The sequence below is a fragment of the Streptomyces katrae genome (assembly GCF_002028425.1).
Lineage (GTDB): Bacteria > Actinomycetota > Actinomycetes > Streptomycetales > Streptomycetaceae > Streptomyces > Streptomyces katrae_A.
In genome coordinates this window covers 50,680-68,445 of the sequence record NZ_CP020042.1, presented here as the reverse complement: position 1 = coordinate 68,445, position 17,766 = coordinate 50,680, and the positions used below count along the sequence as shown (strand labels likewise).

General features: G+C 69.8%; 16 protein-coding genes and 4 pseudogenes. 11 read left to right on the top strand and 9 right to left on the bottom strand.

Going from position 1 to position 17,766, the window contains the following annotated elements:
* The first annotated feature begins 17 nt into the window (after nucleotides 1-17).
* A pseudogene (locus tag B4U46_RS00330) lies at nucleotides 18-718 on the top strand (histidine phosphatase family protein).
* Between the two features lie 14 nt (nucleotides 719-732).
* Nucleotides 733-1,026: a hypothetical protein gene (locus B4U46_RS00325; protein ID WP_079423025.1), complete on the top strand. Its 294-nt coding sequence runs from the start codon at nucleotides 733-735 to the stop codon at nucleotides 1,024-1,026.
* 68 nt (nucleotides 1,027-1,094) lie between these two features.
* On the opposite strand, the pseudogene B4U46_RS00315 reads toward B4U46_RS00325, so the two are convergent.
* Nucleotides 1,095-1,830: pseudogene (locus B4U46_RS00315) on the bottom strand (transposase).
* Between the two features lie 280 nt (nucleotides 1,831-2,110).
* On the opposite strand from B4U46_RS00315, the gene B4U46_RS39825 reads away from it, so the two are divergent.
* Nucleotides 2,111-2,242 carry a hypothetical protein gene (locus tag B4U46_RS39825; RefSeq protein WP_257790338.1) on the top strand — a complete coding sequence of 44 codons (132 nt, stop codon included), beginning with the start codon at nucleotides 2,111-2,113 and terminating at the stop codon, nucleotides 2,240-2,242.
* Nucleotides 2,243-2,431: 189 nt separating this feature from the next.
* Here B4U46_RS39825 and B4U46_RS38205 read toward each other — a convergent pair whose 3' ends face one another.
* Complete coding sequence (locus B4U46_RS38205; RefSeq protein WP_162501094.1) at nucleotides 2,432-3,343, bottom strand: hypothetical protein; 912 nt, start codon at nucleotides 3,341-3,343, stop codon at nucleotides 2,432-2,434.
* A 535-nt stretch (nucleotides 3,344-3,878) separates the two neighbouring features.
* Nucleotides 3,879-4,532 carry a hypothetical protein gene (locus B4U46_RS00300; protein ID WP_079423021.1) on the bottom strand — a complete coding sequence of 218 codons (654 nt, stop codon included), beginning with the start codon at nucleotides 4,530-4,532 and terminating at the stop codon, nucleotides 3,879-3,881.
* A 47-nt stretch (nucleotides 4,533-4,579) separates the two neighbouring features.
* On the opposite strand from B4U46_RS00300, the gene B4U46_RS00295 reads away from it, so the two are divergent.
* From B4U46_RS00295 to B4U46_RS37115, 6 genes and pseudogenes are all read left to right on the top strand, one after another.
* Nucleotides 4,580-5,689: a phage tail sheath family protein gene (locus B4U46_RS00295; protein WP_079423018.1), complete on the top strand. Its 1,110-nt coding sequence runs from the start codon at nucleotides 4,580-4,582 to the stop codon at nucleotides 5,687-5,689.
* Nucleotides 5,690-5,885: 196 nt separating this feature from the next.
* A pseudogene (locus B4U46_RS00290) lies at nucleotides 5,886-6,185 on the top strand (hypothetical protein); the annotation flags it as partial.
* A gap of 673 nt (nucleotides 6,186-6,858) precedes the next feature.
* On the top strand, nucleotides 6,859-8,226 hold the full coding sequence (locus tag B4U46_RS00285; protein ID WP_079431461.1) for a pyridoxal phosphate-dependent decarboxylase family protein: 1,368 nt from the start codon (nucleotides 6,859-6,861) through the stop codon (nucleotides 8,224-8,226).
* Between the two features lie 282 nt (nucleotides 8,227-8,508).
* On the top strand, nucleotides 8,509-9,069 hold the full coding sequence (locus B4U46_RS00280; protein ID WP_079423014.1) for a hypothetical protein: 561 nt from the start codon (nucleotides 8,509-8,511) through the stop codon (nucleotides 9,067-9,069).
* A complete protein-coding gene (locus B4U46_RS00275; RefSeq protein WP_208949804.1) occupies nucleotides 9,066-9,767 on the top strand; it encodes a DUF6875 domain-containing protein in 702 nt (233 codons plus the stop codon). Before B4U46_RS00280 ends, B4U46_RS00275 begins: the two co-directional genes overlap by 4 nt.
* Before the next feature lie 154 nt (nucleotides 9,768-9,921).
* A complete protein-coding gene (locus B4U46_RS37115; RefSeq protein WP_159402038.1) occupies nucleotides 9,922-10,092 on the top strand; it encodes a hypothetical protein in 171 nt (56 codons plus the stop codon).
* 549 nt (nucleotides 10,093-10,641) lie between these two features.
* Here the strand turns inward: B4U46_RS37115 and B4U46_RS00270 are convergent.
* From B4U46_RS00270 to B4U46_RS40010, 3 genes are all read right to left on the bottom strand, one after another.
* Nucleotides 10,642-11,262, bottom strand: a complete 621-nt coding sequence (locus B4U46_RS00270; RefSeq protein ID WP_123995965.1) for a hypothetical protein — start codon at nucleotides 11,260-11,262, stop codon at nucleotides 10,642-10,644.
* Nucleotides 11,263-11,572: 310 nt separating this feature from the next.
* The gene (locus B4U46_RS00265; RefSeq protein ID WP_123995966.1) at nucleotides 11,573-12,259 is read right to left on the bottom strand and encodes a hypothetical protein; all 687 of its coding nucleotides are present in this window, start codon (nucleotides 12,257-12,259) and stop codon (nucleotides 11,573-11,575) included.
* A complete protein-coding gene (locus B4U46_RS40010; RefSeq protein ID WP_123995967.1) occupies nucleotides 12,259-13,599 on the bottom strand; it encodes a hypothetical protein in 1,341 nt (446 codons plus the stop codon). The genes B4U46_RS00265 and B4U46_RS40010 overlap by 1 nt, the downstream gene beginning before the upstream one ends.
* Before the next feature lie 328 nt (nucleotides 13,600-13,927).
* Between B4U46_RS40010 and B4U46_RS35980 the strand changes: the two genes are divergently transcribed.
* Complete coding sequence (locus B4U46_RS35980) at nucleotides 13,928-14,410, top strand: hypothetical protein (protein ID WP_123995968.1); 483 nt, start codon at nucleotides 13,928-13,930, stop codon at nucleotides 14,408-14,410.
* A 66-nt stretch (nucleotides 14,411-14,476) separates the two neighbouring features.
* On the opposite strand, the gene B4U46_RS00250 is transcribed toward B4U46_RS35980, so the two are convergent.
* Nucleotides 14,477-14,755: a hypothetical protein gene (locus B4U46_RS00250; protein ID WP_123995969.1), complete on the bottom strand. Its 279-nt coding sequence runs from the start codon at nucleotides 14,753-14,755 to the stop codon at nucleotides 14,477-14,479.
* Between the two features lie 172 nt (nucleotides 14,756-14,927).
* Between B4U46_RS00250 and B4U46_RS35975 the strand changes: the two are divergent.
* Nucleotides 14,928-15,786 (top strand): annotated as a pseudogene (locus B4U46_RS35975) (IS5 family transposase).
* Between the two features lie 165 nt (nucleotides 15,787-15,951).
* On the opposite strand, the gene B4U46_RS00235 reads toward B4U46_RS35975, so the two are convergent.
* Nucleotides 15,952-16,383 (bottom strand): DUF4259 domain-containing protein, encoded by a 432-nt coding sequence (locus B4U46_RS00235; protein WP_079431459.1) that lies wholly within the window; start codon nucleotides 16,381-16,383, stop codon nucleotides 15,952-15,954.
* 59 nt (nucleotides 16,384-16,442) lie between these two features.
* On the bottom strand, nucleotides 16,443-17,720 hold the full coding sequence (locus B4U46_RS00230; RefSeq protein WP_420543148.1) for an ISL3 family transposase: 1,278 nt from the start codon (nucleotides 17,718-17,720) through the stop codon (nucleotides 16,443-16,445).
* Nucleotides 17,721-17,766: the final 46 nt, after the last annotated feature.

The following is a 17,766-nucleotide window of genomic DNA, read 5'->3' as shown; positions in this document are numbered from 1 at the left end:
CCGCGTACGCCGGCGGCTTGGTGGCGCCGGTGTCGTCGCTGACTGCATTGTGGGCGGTCCGGCACGGGCAGAGCACCGCCAACGTCGCCTTCGCGGAGGCCGAACGCAGCGGATCCACCGGCTTGCCCGTGGCCGGACGTGATCGCGACGTACCCCTGTCCGAGGCTGGCCGTTCGCAGGCGTGGGCGCTGGGCCCCTGGCTCAGCGCCCTCCCCGAAGGCCCCGACCTGGTCGTCTGCTCGCCCTATGTCCGCGCCCGGCAGACCTGGCAGGCGATGGCCGACCACGCCGCGGCGGCCGGCCTGCCGGTGCCGGAATGCCTCGTCGACGAGCGGCTGCGGGACCGGGAGATGGGCGTCTTCGAGCTACACCCCCGGCCGCGCTGCGCGCCCGCGCCCCTGAGGAAGACGAGCGGCGCCGGCTTCAAGGTGAGTGGTTCTACCGGCCGCCCGGCGGAGAATCACTGGCCGACGTGGCCCTGCGCGTGCGGGACTGCACCACCGAACTGGACCGGGCCGCCCCCGGACGGCGCGTCCTGCTCGTCGCGCACGACGGCGTTGTCATCGCCCTGCGCTTCGTCCTCGCCGGCCTCGGCGCCCCATCCCCCGAGCACCTGCCCCCGGTACCGAACGCCTCGGTCTCGCACTGGGAGCGTGCGGGCCAGCACCTGCGCCTCCAGCACTGGGGCGACACCAGCCACCTCTCGACAACCCGATGACGAAGGGAACTCACGTGACCGACCAGCAGCACCCCGAGCCGGTGCTCTCCCAGATCACCCCCCTGGCCGACGGACTGGGCGCCGACGAGGCATATGAGTTGGCCATGGGCGACATCCAGCTGACCGTCGCGTCGATCTCGGCGGTCCTCGCCGACGCCGACGAGGCCACCACCGCCCGCCTGCGGGCGCAGCGCAGTCGACTCAACCGCCTCCAGCTGGAGCTCCGGCCGGAGGACGCCAACGCCGTGGCGCAGGCCCGCGACCTGTGCCGCCAGGTACGCGAGGAACTCCCGGGCGGCGGCCGGTGACATCCGCACGCACCACGGAAGGGCAGCTGCCGCCCGAGGTGAACCGGCGAATCTTCTTAGACCGTGTCCTATGTGGTGAGGCGGAGGAGGCGTTTGTAGCAGCAGAGGGCGGCGGCGAAGCCGAGAAAGGCCAGGTAGTTGCGGGGGTGACGCTCGTAGCGGTGGTTGAGCCGGCGGTAGCCGGTCAGCCATGACATGGTCCGCTCGATCACCCACCGACGGCGGCCGAGCTGCTCTGATGACTCGATGCCCTTGCGGGCGATGCGGACGCCGATTCGCTTGCCGCGTAGCCATTTTCGCAGTTCAGGTATGTCGTAGGCCTTGTCTGCGTGCAGGCGTTGGGGTTTGAAGTGACGGCCGCGGTGAGGAGGGGCAGGCCGTTCGCGTCCGACAGGACGTGCATCTTGGAACCCGGCTTGCCCCGGTCCACGGGGCTCGGACCGGTGAGTTCGCCCCCTTTTTCGCCCTGACGTGGGCGGAGTCGAGGACCACGCGTGAGAGGTCAAGCAGGCCGGCGTCGTCGAGACGGTGCAGGATCTCCTCATGTAGCCGGCCCCAGACTCCGGCTCTGGACCAGATCAGGAACCTGCGATGGGCCGTGGACTTCGAGATCCCGAAGCACGGTGGCAGTGACCGCCAGGCGCACCCGCTGACCAGGACGTAGATGATCGCGGCGAACAGCGTCTCATCAGGTGCGTCCTGTGTCCCGCCGCCCTGGGGCCGCACCCGAGAGGGCGGGATCAGCGGCTTCGCGATCTCCCATAACCCGTCCGGAACAATCCAACTCCACGTACCCCGCCCCATGACCACCTCAACGACCGCCTCACCACATAGGACACGGTCTTAGGGTGCGGTAGCCCGTGCCGATATGGCGTGCGCGGGCAAGGCCCGGTGCCCAGCGCCCAGTGCGCTCTGGGGTCTGTACCACCGGGCCGCCCCTGCGGCCGGTGGCCGGGGCGGGAGCCCCATGACTGGAAGAAGTACGCCCAGCGGTCGTTCTGGGTGACCGCGCCGCTGCTGCGGCAACCGAGTTCCGGCTCGATGGCCCGCATCTGGTCCTGGCTGACGACGTGGAGGAGGACCAGTGGTCGGGCTGGGCCACCGATGCGGCGCCGACGAACTCGCCGCCCTGGCGGCGGGGGAGTTCGTGGCGGCGGCGGGCTGGCTGACTGCGCCGGGCACGGGCCCGTTGGCGGTGCTGGGTCAGGTGCGGTGATCGACGGTTCCGTTCGGAGCCGGTGGCCTGCGGGCGCTGCCGCGGAATGGGTGGCGGGCGGGGTGGTCCGTCACGGGGGCCGTACTCCGGCTCGGGGATTCGTGTCCGTGCAATCGGCAGGACTGTGGCGGCCTGGTCCCTGTCGTGCCCGGGCTGGCTCAGGAGCAGCCCGGGCACTGAGCCGGGGTGTTACCAGGTGATGGCGACTGCTCCGTCACCGCCCTTGGCTCCTGCGCCGCCCTTGGTGCCCGCGAGTCCGGCCCTTCCGTCCAGGCCGATCCACTTCTCGCCCTTGGCGTTGCCGACGTTGGGGTCCCATTCGCCGCCCTGGCCGCCGTCACCGCCTCCGTGGCCGTACGATCCCGGTCCGCCGTTCCCGCCGGCTCCGTAGGACATGCCGCCTGCTGCGGCCGGGGCGCCGCCTGGGCCGAAGGCGCCGAAGTGACCGCCCTGTCCGTGCTTTCCGGGCCGGCTCACGCCTCCCTTCTCGTTGTGGTCGCCGTTGGTCCCGTTGCTGCCGGGCAGTCCGGCGCCACCGGGCTGCCCGGGCTTGCCGTCGACCGCGGTGATCTTCTTCCCCTTGCTGCCGCAGGGCTCCACCGCAGGTGAATTGCCTCCGACACCGGTGCCGCCCGCACCCCCATCGCTGCCGCCGGCTCCGCCCTTGCCACCGGCCCCTCCGGCGACGGTGCCGTTGTACCCGCCTCCACCGCCCGAGCCGGGGCTGCCAGGCCGCCCCGCCTCACCGCCGATTCCTCCAGGCGCGCCCGCGACCGACTCCAGGAACTTGTTGCCCGCGTTACGGACGTCGATGCCCGACCCCGAGGCGCGGCCTCCGGCATGCCCCTGCCCGCCGGCCGTGCCACCAGTCCCGTTGGTTCCACCGCCGAACGTGCTGTCCCCGCCCTTCCCGTACGTACCCTCCGCCCCGCCGGATCCGCCCGCACCGCCTGCCCCGCCGCCCCCGACGAAGATCCGCAGCTTCCACCCCGGCGACACCGTCAGCCGGCACTGAACGAAGGAACCGCTGCTCGCGCCCGCACCTCCGCCGCCACCCGCACTGCCGCCGCCGCCCCCGCCACCACCGCCGGCCGTCCCCACGGCGTTCGAGCTACCCCCGTTCCCGCCACCGCCGCCACCGCCCGCACCTCCGGTTCCACCGCCACCACCGCCACCGCCGCCGGCACCCCAGGAGTACACAGTGATCTCACTGACTCCCTGCGGCACCACCCAGTCCCACTGTCCCGGCTGCTCCCACCGCTTGGTATGCACGCTGTGGACATCCGCGGGCTGAGCCTGAACGGCCTGAGCACCGCTGATCGCGGCCGCGCTTACGAGGACAGCCGCTCCGAGCATCTTTGTGATCATGGCTGCACAACGACCCGGGCTCTCTTACGTCACCTGCGCACGTTTCTGTCCGGCGGACCATGTGACTGTCGGGCGGGTCGCATCCAGGACAGCGACATTGCCCTGGCCGCCACAGATGCGTTGGCCGACGGGGTGCCCGCCTGGGGGAGCGTGCTCGGCATAGGGCGGGGGTGATCCGACGAAGGCGTCCGCCATGACGTGGGATGCGGCCGCCCGGCTCCATGGGGGCCGGGCGGCATGGGTTGTCGAGGTATTCGACGTGCCGGGGTTATGAGCCGCGGTGGATGCACATGAGCTGGTCTTGGGTGCCGTTCTTGTCGCGGTAGGCGACGATGGCCGGTCCCTGGGCGCTGTAGCGGTTGGGCAGGCTGGTGTCGGTGCTCCAGGTGCTGCCGTTGTAGCGGGTCCACCAGAGTTTGCCGTCGGAGCCGCCGCGGTGGACGCAGTAGAGGTGGCCGTTGAAGGCGGCCAGGGCGGGGCCTTCGGCGCTGGTGTGGGCGGGCAGGGGGTTGTCGCCGTGCCATTCTGTGCTGCCGTTGAAGCGGGCGAGGTAGAGGCGGTTGGTGTTGTGGCCCCTGTACATCGCGTACAGGTTGTTGTTGTAGACGGCCAGGGCGGGGTTGGAGCTGGTGCGGTGGCTGCCGAACCCGCGCTCGCCGGCCCACGTGGTGCCGGTGAGGGTGGCCCAGTACAGCTCGTTGTTGTTGTAGCCCCTGTACGCGCAGTACAGCTTGCCGTTGAAGACGGCCAGGGCCGGCCCGTGGCTGGTCCGGCCGGACAGCTGGGTCGCGGTGTTCCAGCGGGTGCCGTCGAAGGTGGTCCACCACAGGTAGGTATCGCTGTTGGCGCCGCGGAAGACGCAGTGCAGCTTCCCGTTGTAGACGGCCAGGGCGGGGCCGTTCGCACTGAAGTGGCCGGGCAAGCGGGTGTCCGGGCTCCAGCCGGTGTCGGGGTCGTAGACCGAGTCCCATGGCAGGTTCGCCTCAAACGCCGAGCGTCTACGTCGAGGAGCTGTTCAGTCTGTCCTTTGCCGTCAGGTCGGCGCCGACCGCGGTGACGGCGTTCGTCGGCGACTTCGCCGGTGTTCCCGTGCGCGGGGTGCCGGTGAACAGCTGGCTGGACTTCGCCAAGCTCGCGGACGAGGACGGCAACGGGGACGTCCGCAAGGCGCTGGGGCCGGTTCTCAAGAGCTACTTCCACAACGGCGGCGAGCGCTGCTATCTGGTCAGCACCGCCGGCTCAACCCTCGTCAAGGCCCTGGAAGCAGTGACCGCGTTGGGGGACGTGACGATCCTGGTGGCACCCGGCCTGTGGGACCAGGACCCGCAGGCGGCCGGCGAGTGGGCCCGCGCGCTTACCGGCTGGGCCGCGCAGAACAAGGCGATGGCCATCCTGCACACCGACCGCGACCACACCCCCGAGCAGGCCGGTGCGGCGATCGAAGCCTGGGGCCTGGACGCGGACGTACGGGGATACGCGGCCGTGTACTTCCCCTGGCTGCGGCAGAGCGGCGACGACGAGCCGATCGCGCCCAGCGGTGCCGTCGCGGGCGCCTGGGCCGCGGTCGACCGCGAGCGCGGCGTGTGGAAGGCTCCGGCCAACATCGCCCTGCGCGGCATCGACGGCCCGCTCCTCCAGGCCACCGACACCGACCAGGCCGCCCACCGCAACCTCAACTTCATCCGCACCTTCACCGGTCCGGGCACGGTGATCTGGGGGGGGGCACGGACCCTCTCCGAGACCGACGAGTGGCGCTACATCCCCGTCCGCCGCCTCTTCAACACGGTCGAGCGCGACATCCAGCAGGCGCTGCAGTCGATCGTATTCGAGCCGAACACTCATCCCACCTGGGAGCGGGTGCGCGCCGCCATTGACAGCTACCTGGACAACGTATGGAAGCTGGGCGGCCTCATGGGCCAGAGGCCGCAGGAGGCGTACCTCGTCCAGGTCGGCAAGGACATCACGATGACGCAGGCCGACATCAAGGCGGGCCGACTCATCGTCAAGGTCGGCCTCGCCGCCTTGCGGCCCGCCGAATTCACCTTCCTGCAGTTCACCCAGGAGGTAGGCCAGGCCTGACCCCTCACCACCGAGTCCCGGGGCCACAAAGTCGCGGCCCCGGGGGCGCCCGCTCAGGACAGCCCGCTCGCCCCGCGAGCGTCGCAATGGGGCTGGTGAGCAGCGCCGCCGATGTCCCCACAGACCCCTGGCCTAGTTGCGGCGCGCGAAGTCGTGCTGCCTCTGAGTACCACTACCGCGAGGATGGAACAGGCGAATGACCACGGAGCCCACGAAGACCGAGTTCGATTTCGAGTTGCCGACGGGCTACGTCGACGGGGCTGGGGTGATACATAGGAATGGGACGATGCGGCTGGCGACGGCCCGCGACGAGACTGCCGTTCTTGTTGATCAGCGGGTGCGGGAGAACCCTGCCTACATCGACATCGTCCTGCTGAGCCTGGTCGTGACCCGCCTGGGAACCCTCCCCGAAGTCCATGCCGGCGTGATCGAGCAGCTCTTCGCCTCTGATCTCGCCTACCTGCAGGACCTCTACCAACGACTGAACGGTGCCGGGCGCTGAGTCGTTGGTCGGAAGCCAGGAGCGCCCCTGGCCGGGGGGAGGCTGGGGCCCCTCAGCGCGCTTTGCGGGGGACGGATCGTGCACGCCCACGGACAACGACACCGGAGTCGGCCGGACACGTTGGTCCAGCCGCAGGGGCCGCCGCACGCGATAGCGGGGGTTGAACCAGTGCCGCGCGTGCGGGTGACCGGATCTCCCACGGGGTGTTGCACGGGTCGGTCACGCCGCTGAGATGTGGTTTGGCCAATGGCGGAAGACGGATCGGTCACGCAGATGCGGGTGACCAGTCACGGGCTCGGTCACCCGGTCGGGCAAGCCCACGGCTTCCCTGGGCAAGCTCACCGGCGGGCAGGCTTGCCCAAGAGCCGACAACCACGACCGCCGAGCAGGCCCGCAGCTGGCGGACCCGCCTCCGCCCGGGCAAGCCCCCTGATGTCCGGGTAAGCCTCCCGCCGACGGCATGGGCAAGCCCAAGGTGGCCCTGGGCAAGCCCGCGATGTCGGTGGCAGCTGAGGGCACCGCCGGCCGTCGCGTGAGGCTCCCGCACTCGGCCGGGTGAGAAAGAGCGTGGGCCAGGTGCTGGTCGTGCGTGTGCTCGTTGGGGTGTAGGACACGTTTCGGGGACCGGCCCCGGCCGACACCCAAGGAGTGTGCCATGGGCACGCAGATGGATCTGCGCAGCTGGTTGTCGCGTGCAGTAGACGTGTACGAGGAGTGGACGGGGCAGTTCGGCCCGTATCCAGAGCATGCCTCGCACCAGGTGTCCGCAGAGGCGTTCGGTACCGCGTTCGCTGACTTCGCGAAGCGGATGGACGACAACTACCCTTTCTTCCATCCCCGGTATGCGGGGCAGATGGTCAAGCCCCCGCACCCGGCCGCAGTGGTCGGCTATCTGACGGCGATGCAGTTCAATCCGAACAACCACGCTGTGGAGGGCGGTCCGGCGACGACGCAGATGGAGCGCGAGTGTGTCGCGGCGCTGGCCGCGATGTTCGCCATGCCCGCACATGTGGGACACCTGACGTCCAGTGGGACGATCGCGAACCTGGAAGCCCTCTATGTAGCCCGGCAGCGCCATCCGGACCGCGGTGTCGCCTACAGCACCCAGTGCCACTACACCCATGAGCGGATGTGTCACGTGCTCGGCATGCAGGGTTACCGGGTGCCGACGGACAGCGCGGGCCGGATCGATCTGACAGCGCTGGAGGAACTGCTCGCCACGGGGAGGGTCGGCACCGTGGTCGTCACGACGGGCACGACCGGGCTGGGGGCCGTCGACCCGGTCGACGAGGTTCTGCCGCTGGCCCGAAAGCATGGTGCGAGGGTGCACGTGGACGCCGCGTACGGGGGGTTCTTCGCCATCCTGGCCGGATCAGACACCTCTGAGGGTCTGGATCCGCGTCCTTGGCAGGCGATCGGCAGCTGCGACTCGGTGGTGGTCGATCCGCACAAGCACGGCCTGCAGCCCTACGGCTGCGGCACGGTGCTCTTCTCCGACCCGGACGACGCCGCACACTTCACACACGACTCCCCCTACACCTACTTCACCGACGCCGACCTGCACCTGGGCGAGATCAGCCTGGAGTGCTCCCGGGCCGGCGCGGCCGCGGCAGCGCTGTGGCTGACTCTCCAGGTACTGCCGCTCACACCCCAGGGGCTGGGGGCCTGCCTGCGCTCCAGCCGCCGCGCCGCCCTGCACTGGGCCCAGCTGATCGAGGACTCGCAAGTGCTGCACGTCTACCAAAAGCCTCAGCTGGACATCGTTACCTTCTTCCCCGCCACCGAACAGCCGGCGCTCAGCCACATCGACGCGGCGTCCGACCACTTGATGCGCACGGCCATGAACGATGCCCAGGACCCGATGTTCCTCAGCGTGCTACGCACCGACGCGAAGGACTTCCGTCTGCGCCACCCCGCCACCCGGCAGGACGCCGACGGCGCCCGCGTGCTGCGCAGCGTCCTGATCAAGCCCGAAGCCGAGCACTACCTCGACCGCCTGCACACCCGGGTGGAGCACTTCGCGACCACGCGATGACAGTGACCCCGTGCCGTACAGCGCCCGCCACCGTGCAGCGCGTTGGCTGCCCGGCCCCGCCACCCCATCCTGGGGCGCGTTGGCTGGCCCAGGCATCCGTATCAGCCCTTGAAAGGATCAACGCGTTGTCCCAGCCCGCGTCCGTCCAGCCCACCACATCCCCCAGCCCGTCCAGCCAACCCAGGCCCCACCTCGGTCCCCGCACCCGCACACGATGCGGCGGCCGCAGCCCGGGCACCCGCCGGCCCCGACAAGAGTCCCCTCACCGACGCCGAGGCAGACGTGCTGGCCGCCCTGCTGGCAGATGCCTTCCAGGACGATGCGCTGACCTGTTGGGCATTCCCGGACCCCGCGGAGCGCAGGCGCATCCTGCCCGGCTTCTTCCGCGTCTTCGTGGAACTTTCCCGCGACCACGGTGAGGTGCTCGTCTCACCGGGCTGGGACGCGGTGGTGCTGCTGTTTCCTCCGGGCGGCTGGGAAGCAGTCGAGGCGAGGGCCGAGGAGGTGGAACAGCGCCTGGCCGGGGTACTGGGGCAGGGCCCAGGGGCGGCGGCACTGCTGGCCGCCACCCGCGCGCAAGCCGCCCACCATCCCAGGCACCGCCCGCACTACTACCTGCCCTTCGCCGGCGTCAGCCCCCACGCCCAACGCAGGGGGGTTCTGTCGGACCTGGTGGAGGAGTTAAGCGCGCGCCTGGACGAGCAAGGGCACGCCCTGTACTGCGAGGCCAGCTCACCCGGCGGCGAGGCCGTCTGCCGCCGCAACGGCTTCATCCCGGCCGGCGACCCGATCACCCTGCCCGACGGGCCAGTGCTGCTCCCGTACTGGAGGGATCCGCAGTGATCGGCGACGAGAGTATTCTCCTGTGGTCGGCCGCCGAGGTCGCCCGCGGCAAGGTACCCGCGCAGTACGGGTACCTGGAGGAGATCCTGGAGTGGAGTCGCACATACCTCCAATCCGGCCACCAGGACCTGGGCCGCAGCGGCCCCGTCTGCCCCTACACCCCGCTCTCCCTACGCAAAGACCTCTTCCACCTCGCCGCACTCCCCACCATCAGCCGGCCACCGGACCTGACTACCCTGGCGACACAGCTACGCGACCGATACGAGCGGCTCGCACAAGGACTGCAAGAACAAGACGCGAACCTCCTCACGCTACTGGTGGCACTGCCGCAACTGGATCCAACGGATCCCGCAGCCCTGAACGAGCTGCAGCGCGAGGCCAAGGACGAATTCGTCGCCGCAGGGCTGATGATCGGCCAGTTCCACCCGGCATGTACAGAACCCGGTCTGTGGAATCCGGCGTTTCATCCCCTGCGCTCACCCATCCCGCTCCTCGCCGTCCGGCGCCTGCTCGCCGACGACTTCCCTTTCCTCGCAGACAACGAGCTCCACACCCACCACTATCTGCGCCGGTTCGCACCCGCCATCCCGGCCCGCGTACGCGAACAGTTAGTCACCCTCCTTACCCACCCTGCGCCCGCGGTGCGGCCCGCGCGGCTTGCCAGTTCCAGGCCGCATCCCGAGCGCCGTGATGCGTAGTGGACTGCGTTCTACGACCACCTTGCTGCCCATGGTGTGCTCCGGCAGAATTCTTCAGCCAGGTCACGAGCCGGCGGCACAGGCTGACCCGGCGCAGACCGGCGTGGACGCTGGCGCGCCGGGAGGCGTGCACGAATGACCAGGGACGGTGCCGGTGGATGTGCCGCCCACCGAGCTGCGCGTCGGGGACCAGGTCCTGGCGGGCGGCCGTCTGGTCGCGATCACCGATCTGCGCTACCGCCACGGCGGCACCCGAACCATGATCCTGTCGGGCGGCCGCCTGGCCGTCGCAGAGCGCATGCGCGTCTACCGTCCCCGCGCCTGATTCCGGCCGCCCCGAGGGTCACCCGTCCGAAGGCGGCCTGCGCATCACCGCCCCGGCCCTGGCCTCGTGGTGGGAGGGTGTGCCCGGCCGGCGGCGCCGCCGGCCGGGTGGATGCCTGGTGGATGGATCGTCTTGTGTACGGGTCGGAGCCGGACGAGCCGGCCCCCGGGCCGAAACTGCGCCGGGAGCTCGACGCCGCGGCCGCCGCCCTCGAAGCGCGCGCCACCGACGGTGAGCCCACCGGCCCCTCGCCGTCAGACGCGCTCCCGGTCCCGCAGCGACGCCCTCCGGCTCCATCGGGGCGAGCGGTGCGGTGACGGTGTTCTCGGGCATGACGACTCCTCGCGTTCGGGCCACCCCGCTGATCGCGGCGGCCTCGAAGACACCCCCGAACCGCGGCCGTGTAGACAGAGTCCGGCCGCTGACGGGGGAGACGGGGGAGTGGAGCGGCGGGGCTGGTGGCAGCGGCTCGCCGGGGTGCTGTCGGTGGTGTGGGGGCTTGCGGTGCCGGGGTTGTGCTGTCCCGGCACCGCAAGCCCCTATGGGTGGCTACTCGACGAAGAAGGCGTTGAGGCCGCCGCTGTTGGTGGCGAGGCAGGGGGCGCCGTAGCCGCCGGTCTGGATCTGGGTGCGGGGTCCCCAGTCGTCGCTGGTCCGTTCGCACCATTGCACGTTGCCACTGATGTCGCGGTAGGCAAGGTGCAGCCTGTCCTTGTAGGAGCCCAGGGCCGGGGCTTCGTAGGTGGCCATCGAGCCGTTGCGAGGCCGGGCCCACTCGGTGCCGTCGGCGGACGAGGTCAGCCAGATGAGGTCCGTGGAGCCGCGGGTGGCGCTGCGGTAGGCGCAGTGCAGTGCGTTCTTGTGGGAGATCAGTGCCGGGGCACTGCTGGTCTTCACGTCCCTGAGCGCGGCGGGGTAGTTCCAGCCTTGGCCGTTGAAGGTGGAGATCCAGATGCTCCCGTCGACCCCGACATGGGCACTGTAGAGGGTGCCGTTGGCCGCGGCCAGGGCCGGGCTGTGCCGGGTGTTCCAGCCGCCGATCCCGGTGGGTGTGCTCCAGGTCCCGTCTTCGCTGCGGGTGCACCAGTACAGCTGGTTGTCCAGGCCGAGGTACATGCAGTACACCTTGCCGTCGTGCATGGCCACGCCGGGTGCGATGACCGTCCTCACGCCGGGGACGCTGTTGCCGCCGGTGCGCAGTTCGCTGGTGGCTCCGTCGACATAGAACGTGGTGCCTCCGGTGGCGACTTCGGCGTCCGTGAGCGGGTCGGCCGGGTGCGGTTAGTGGGGGAGGGACGGTACGGGTCGTCCGGCGAGGTGGATCCCGAGGACCTCGACTCCGACGACCTCGCATGGGTCCTGGTGGCCGCTCTGGGCCGGGCCCGGGAGCGCGGGCGTTGGAAGAGCCGCCGGGCAGGGCGATGCGGCGCGGTGGGGCTTGCGCCGCATCGCCGTGCGTCCGGAATGTGGGCGGGTGGGGTTAGCGGCGGTACATGACGTACAGCTTGCCGTCGTGGCCGGCGGCGGCCGGCTCGTCCATGAGTTTGATCGCCCTATCCCCGCTCACGTAGTCAATGGAGGACCACGAGCCGGTGTACCTGGACGCCCTCAGATATCCGTCCATGTCACGGAGCAGGATCCACAGGTAGTTGTCCCGGGGGTGGCCGGCCAGGGCCATCCCGCTGCGGGTTTGCCAGCCGCCGACCTGACCGAGGCTCCTCCAGCCGCCTGTTGGTCCGTGCTGGCTGACGTGCACCGTGCCGTCCTCGCGGCGCATCACACGCCACACGAACCCGGCCCAGTTGGCCATGCCGACAGGCTTGGAGGCGAACCACCACAGAGTGTCCTGGTAGGCACCGTGCCACCGGCTGCCGTCGTGGATATTGAGCCAGGGAACCCCGCCGTCGCGCACATGCGTCATCCACATCTCATCCTGGAACCCCGCCAGGGACGGGGCCATGACCGGCCGCTCCGTCTCGTGCATCCTCGCCACCGCGCTCCATTTGCCGGTCTCGGTGAAGGTGCGCCAGTACAGGGCGTTGTTCTTGCCGGTGACCGCGTAGTACAGCCTGCCCTTGGCCACGCTGAGGGCGGGGGCGTGATAGCTCTGGTCCCCGCCCACCTGTTCGGGCTTGCGCCACACCCCGTTTTCCAGGCGGGTCCACATCACCGCCTGGTCGTTGGGCTCGGCGCGTACGAAGGCGGCGTAGAGCTTGCCGTTGTACGAGGCCAGGGCGGGTGGTGTGATGCTCTTCCACGGCAGGGCGACCGGTGCGCTCCAGTTGTTGCCGGTGTGCAGGGTGTATTCGAGGTTCCCGTGGGGAAGGGCACCTTGTCGCCGGTGGACTTCACCCGCAGCTCGTGGTGGCCGTCGCCGTTGAAGTGCCAGGCGGTCTGGCCGCGGTGAGCCAGGACGGCCAGGTCCTGGCGGTCCAGGCCGATGGTACGGACGCAGGAGAGGTCGTCGTAGTTGCGCCAGACGTGCATGAAGGTGGTGAAGTACTTCCCGAGCTCCCAGGCAACCGACGCCCAAGTGGGCATAAAGCCCATGAAGTCAAGGGCCATGACATATTTGTCGATTTCATCGATGGCCCTGAGCAGCGCCCTCTGGAGCTCGTCGAACCACTTCGCGTTGCTCTGGTCGGCCTCCCAGCAGCAGATCGTCGTCCCGACGAAACCGCTGGACGACCCCTCGAAGAAGACCTTCCGGGCGGAGTTGAAGGACCGGGTCTGGCCCTTCTTGACGGCTCCGAACTCCTCCGAGAGGAAGGTCTGGCCCCGGCCGCTGTCCCCGACTCCGGTGGCAGCGGTCCAGTAGATCTCATCCTTGCCGCCGCCCTGGTCCCCCACAGCCCGGTTGACGTAGAAGCTGTCCATCTCCAGCCTCACCCGGAACGGGGCTGCCGCGCTGGAGCCCTCCGGGCTCTCACCGCTGTCGGCCGGCGCCTCCTCGACCTGCCCGGTGTCGGTCGCCTCGGTGGCGCCGGCGGCCAGGGGTTCGGTGAGGTCACCGAAGGCCGTAACCGCGAACCCGGTCTGGGCCATCGCTTCGACGAACGCCGGATCCTCGGGCTCTCCCGCCGCCACCGCGGCAGGAGACATGATCTGCACGTTCGCAGCTGCCAGCGCCTCGGCCTGAAGACCGGCGAAATCCCTCTTGAGATCCGCCAAAGCGTAGCCCTGGTCCACCGGCAGGCGCGTGATCCTCTCCGGCAGCACCGCCACCTTCCCGCCCTGAGCGGTGACCTCCTCCCGGTACACACGACCCCACTCCCGCGTCTCCGAGGCCGACAACTGCTCCCCCGCCACCTCCAGCAGGATCCGCTCCAGATCCGTAGGCGCCTTCCCCTGCCGCAACCGGTCCGCACCATGCAGCAGCGCCCCCAGCAGCACGTTGCTGTAGGCACCCTGCCCCAGCGTCAGTGCCCGCCCCGCCCGCTCCTCGGCCCGCTTTCCCGACAACAGCCCCCGCAGCCGCTCCAACCGGTCCTGCTCCGTCGACTCCACCTGATCGGACATCCTTACATTCACCATCCGCAATCAAATGAGTACGGAGCGTAATAACGTAGGGAGGTTCACCCGGTCCGCTCGACCCAAAGCCCTTAATTAGTCAGGAAAGGTCCGAAAACGCCTCTTGCGTTGAGCCGCTCCCGGGCTGGCGGACGTTGCTGTCCGGCCCGGTCGCTGACTTCGCGCAGGTGCTGCATGGCGCGGGGCGGCCGGCCCGTCAGGCAGGCCTGGGCAGAGCGTTGCCTGCGTGGTTGAGCCGCCGTCTGCCCGCTGCGGCCGGACTGCCACCCAGGCCGCCGCGGAGCGTCAGGCCGCCATTGACGCCGTGTATGACGAAGCCGCCGAGGAGAACGGTCGCCGGGACCGGATCCGGGCCGCACGGGCCGCCGAAGCCGAGGAGACTGCCCGGCTGCGGGAGCAGCTGGCCGCCGAGCCCCCGGAGTTGGTTGCCGTCGCAGAGGTCCCGGAGCCCCGCAGTGCGGAAGGTTTCGTTCGCGCCGCCGGCCGGGGCCGGGCCGCCGCCGAGGAGCAGCGCGTTCGCAGTCGGCTGGTCGCTGAGGGGTTCGGGGGCACCGCCCTGGACACCGAGGTCCGCCGCTGGATGACCGCGTGGAAGGCTGACCGGCGGCGGGAGGTCGAGGCCGCCGACCTGGCCGCCAGGGCTGCGCGCCCCGTCGGCTCATGGCGCTCCCGCTCCGTCACGACACCCGCCGCCGCAGCTCCCGGACAGCAGGCCCCGACGGAGGCCGCGGTCCCTGCCCATCGGCAGCAGGCCGGACCGGCAGGGGGCGCGGGGCGTACGCGGTGACCTCCGGCTGCGGCGGCGGATCTCGGGGATCTCACACAGCCGACCCCGCCCAGTCGACCCCGAGATTTAAGAAGGCTGCGGCCCGCCCTCGTCGTAATCATCGCCGCACACATCGTTTCCGCCGATCATGCCGCCAAACCAACCGAGAATGCCGCTGACCTTGCAGATCGCCCTCTGCCCGATCTCCTCCTCCGCAGGCCCGTCCCAGCCCGGTCCAGGGGTCTTGCCCGCTTCTGCCAGAGGGACAGGGGAGGAGGCGTCAGCCTGGGCAGGAATCGTGACGGTCGAGGTAGCCGCGAAGGCGATGACGGACAGGGCAGCAAGCTTGAACAATGTGGTCTTCATGACCGAAGAACGGACGGTGACCGCTGCGGTTACGCCTCGTCTACGCAAAGGCGGTCCTCCCCAGCCCCACTCCGGCCCGTTCGCCGCACCCGGCACCCCGAACCTTCACGTGATCCCAAGGAAAAGGCCTAGGCCGTGTCTTCAAATGGTTCTGATGGGGGATCATGTCGGCATGGTGCGTCGTCATGAGCTGACGGATGTGGAGTGGGAAGTGCTGTCCGGGCTGTTGCCGCGGTCGTCCTCGGGGCGGCCGCGGTTGGACGACCGGCGGGTGCTGAACGGGATCGTGTGGAAACTGCGGACGGGGTCGGCATGGCGTGATGTGCCGGCACGGTACGGGCCCTGGCGGACTCTGTACACGCGTTTTCGCAGGTGGGCGCTGGACGGGACGTTCACGCGGATGCTGGCCGCGGTCCAGGCGGAGAAGGACGCGACCGGTGACATCGACTGGCTGGTGTCGGTCGACTCCACGGTCGCGCGGGCCCATCAGCATGCTGCGGGCGCCCGTAAAAAGGGGCAGGGCAGGGGGACGAAGTATGTGATCACGCCCTCGGGCGATCCCGGGGCGGACTGACCACGAAAATCCACCTGGCCTGCGACGCCGCGGCCGGCCGCTGGGCTTCGTCCTCACCGGCGGCAACGCCGCCGACTGCACCCGCTTCGAGGAGGTCATGGACACCATCAAGGTCCGCCGGGCCGGGCCCGGGCGGCCCCGAACCCGCCCGGACCACGTCCTGGGCGACAAGGGCTACAGCTCCCGCAGGATACGTGCCTACCTGCGTAAACGCGGGATCGGCCACACCATCCCCGAGCGCCGTGACCAGCGGGCCAACCGCTACCGCAGAGGCCGCAACGGAGGCAGACCACCTGCCTTCGACACACAGCTCTACAAGAAACGCAACGTCGTCGAACGCTGCTTCAACCGCCTCAAGCAGTACCGCGCGATCGCCACTCGCTACGACAAAACCCGCGAGTCCTACCACGCAGCCGTCACCATCGCGTCCCTGTTCCTCTGGCTCAGACCCCTTTGAAGACACGCCCTAGGAGCGGTGTCGGAAGTTGGTGAGCCCGAAGGACCGGCAGGCCGACGACTTGCTCCGAACCGAGGGACCAGCCCGGACGGCGAGGCTTCACGGAAGTTGTGCCAGAGCCCGAGAACGGGCTCTGGCTCAGGTTTCGTGATAGGTGACGCTGTGTCACTGCTCGACATTGAACAGCGCGATTGACGGTGGTGGCGGAGCAAGGACTGCACGAAGGCGGTTGAGGTTGGCTCGCCATTGCTTCCAGTCTCCTGGGTCGACCCAGTTCGAGGCTGGCCCGGCCTCGTCGCTGATGATGCGAGCGAGGGCCTCGTCCGCGAGCGTCCGGAGATCGTCAGGGAAGGCGGGCATGGGTTCTTCAGGGCCGTAAGGTGTATCGATTGGGTTGCCGCCAGGGCATTGCGCCGCAATTAGTGCCGCTGCGGCCACTGCTTCTTCCCCTTCGGTGAGCCAGCCGGTGGCGTCGATGGTGCGCGTGAGGACGCCACGTATCAGTGCCTCGCGTTCCCCGGGATTGGCGTCGTCGAGATCGCAGGCGAAGTCCGCGGCCGTGTCGTTGCCGAAGGGGCCAGTGTCCCAGGTGCCCATGTTGATCTCCTCGCGTAGTTCCGCCCGGATCTTCGCATCAGCTGCTGACATTTCGATCACTATGCGAGTAGGACGCGCTTCCGCAGAAGGGCGAAGCCAGCCCGCCCGAACATCTGGCGCTTGAGCATCTTGATCCGGTTGACATGCCCCTCGACCGCGCCCGAGCTCCAGGGCAGGGTCAACCCGGCGACGACGGCGGCGAGGTCGCGGTCGATGCCGGCGGCGAGCGTGTGGAGACTGGGCAGGTCATCCTGCCGGACGGCGTCGAGCCAGTCCGGGAGGCGTTCGCCCCTGCGCTCGGTGAGCATGACCGCGAAGGAACGGACATGCCGGGTGAGGGCATCGAGCTCGGGGCAGTGAGTGCGGACGGTCTTGAGGTGCAGCTGCTCGGGCTCGGTGAGGGTCTCCGGACGGCTGAGGATCCATCTGGAGACGGTCCGGGGCGAGGGCTGCCGGGCGGTCACCGGGCGCGGTGAGGTGCGCTTCTTGTGCAGGTAGGCACGGACGCGCTGGTAGCTGCCTTTGTAACCGAGCGGCACGATCTCTTCCCACAGTTTCCAGGCGTTGGTGACACCCTCGTTCCACCGGTCGTCCAGGTAGGGCTTGTAGTCATCGAGGACCGAGGGCCGGTTCTGCCACTGGCCGGTGAACAGCTCCTCCGGAGCCGCTGCGTCGGCGAGCTGCTTGACGGTCCGCCAGGTCATGCCGAGCTGACGCTGGATTGAGCGGCGGCTGTGCCCGGCTTCCAGCAGCGCGTGGACGGCGGCGTGGCGGGCCCAGATGCGGTCGGCGAACCGGTGCCCGGTCGGCCAGGGCGAACCGGGCGGTTCCTCTTCCAGGGCGGGCTCCGGCTCAGGTCCAGGGGCGGCCGGGACAAGGGCGCCGAGGCAGCTGCGGTGCTGGGCGACAGCGCGCTCGGCGGCTTCGCTCAGGTTGTGCCAGAGATGCCACCGGTCCGCGACCTGGACGGCCTGCGGTGCGCCGGCGCTGGCGCCTTCGGCGAAGAACGGTGCCCGGTCCCGGCAGATGACCTCAATGCCTGGCCGATCGGCGAGCCAGGCCGCCAGGCTGGACGCTTCCCGGTCCGGCAGCAGGTCGATAGGGCGGCGGGTTTCGATGTCGACCAGGACGGTGCCGTAGTGGCGGCCTTTGCGGGTGGCGTACTCGTCGACACCGACCACACGCGGGGCGGCCACCTCGGGATCGGGCAGAGCGTCGACCAGCCGGAGCACCGTGCTGCGGCTGACAGACACCCCGAGAAGCGCCGGCGGTCGCACGCCTGGTCGAGGCCGGCGAACGGCCGCGCCGGGCCGGGCCCGTGCCAGAACCAGACGCATCCGGCGTGCTCCACCACGGTCAGGCTGCGCCGCGCGGCCCGCGCGG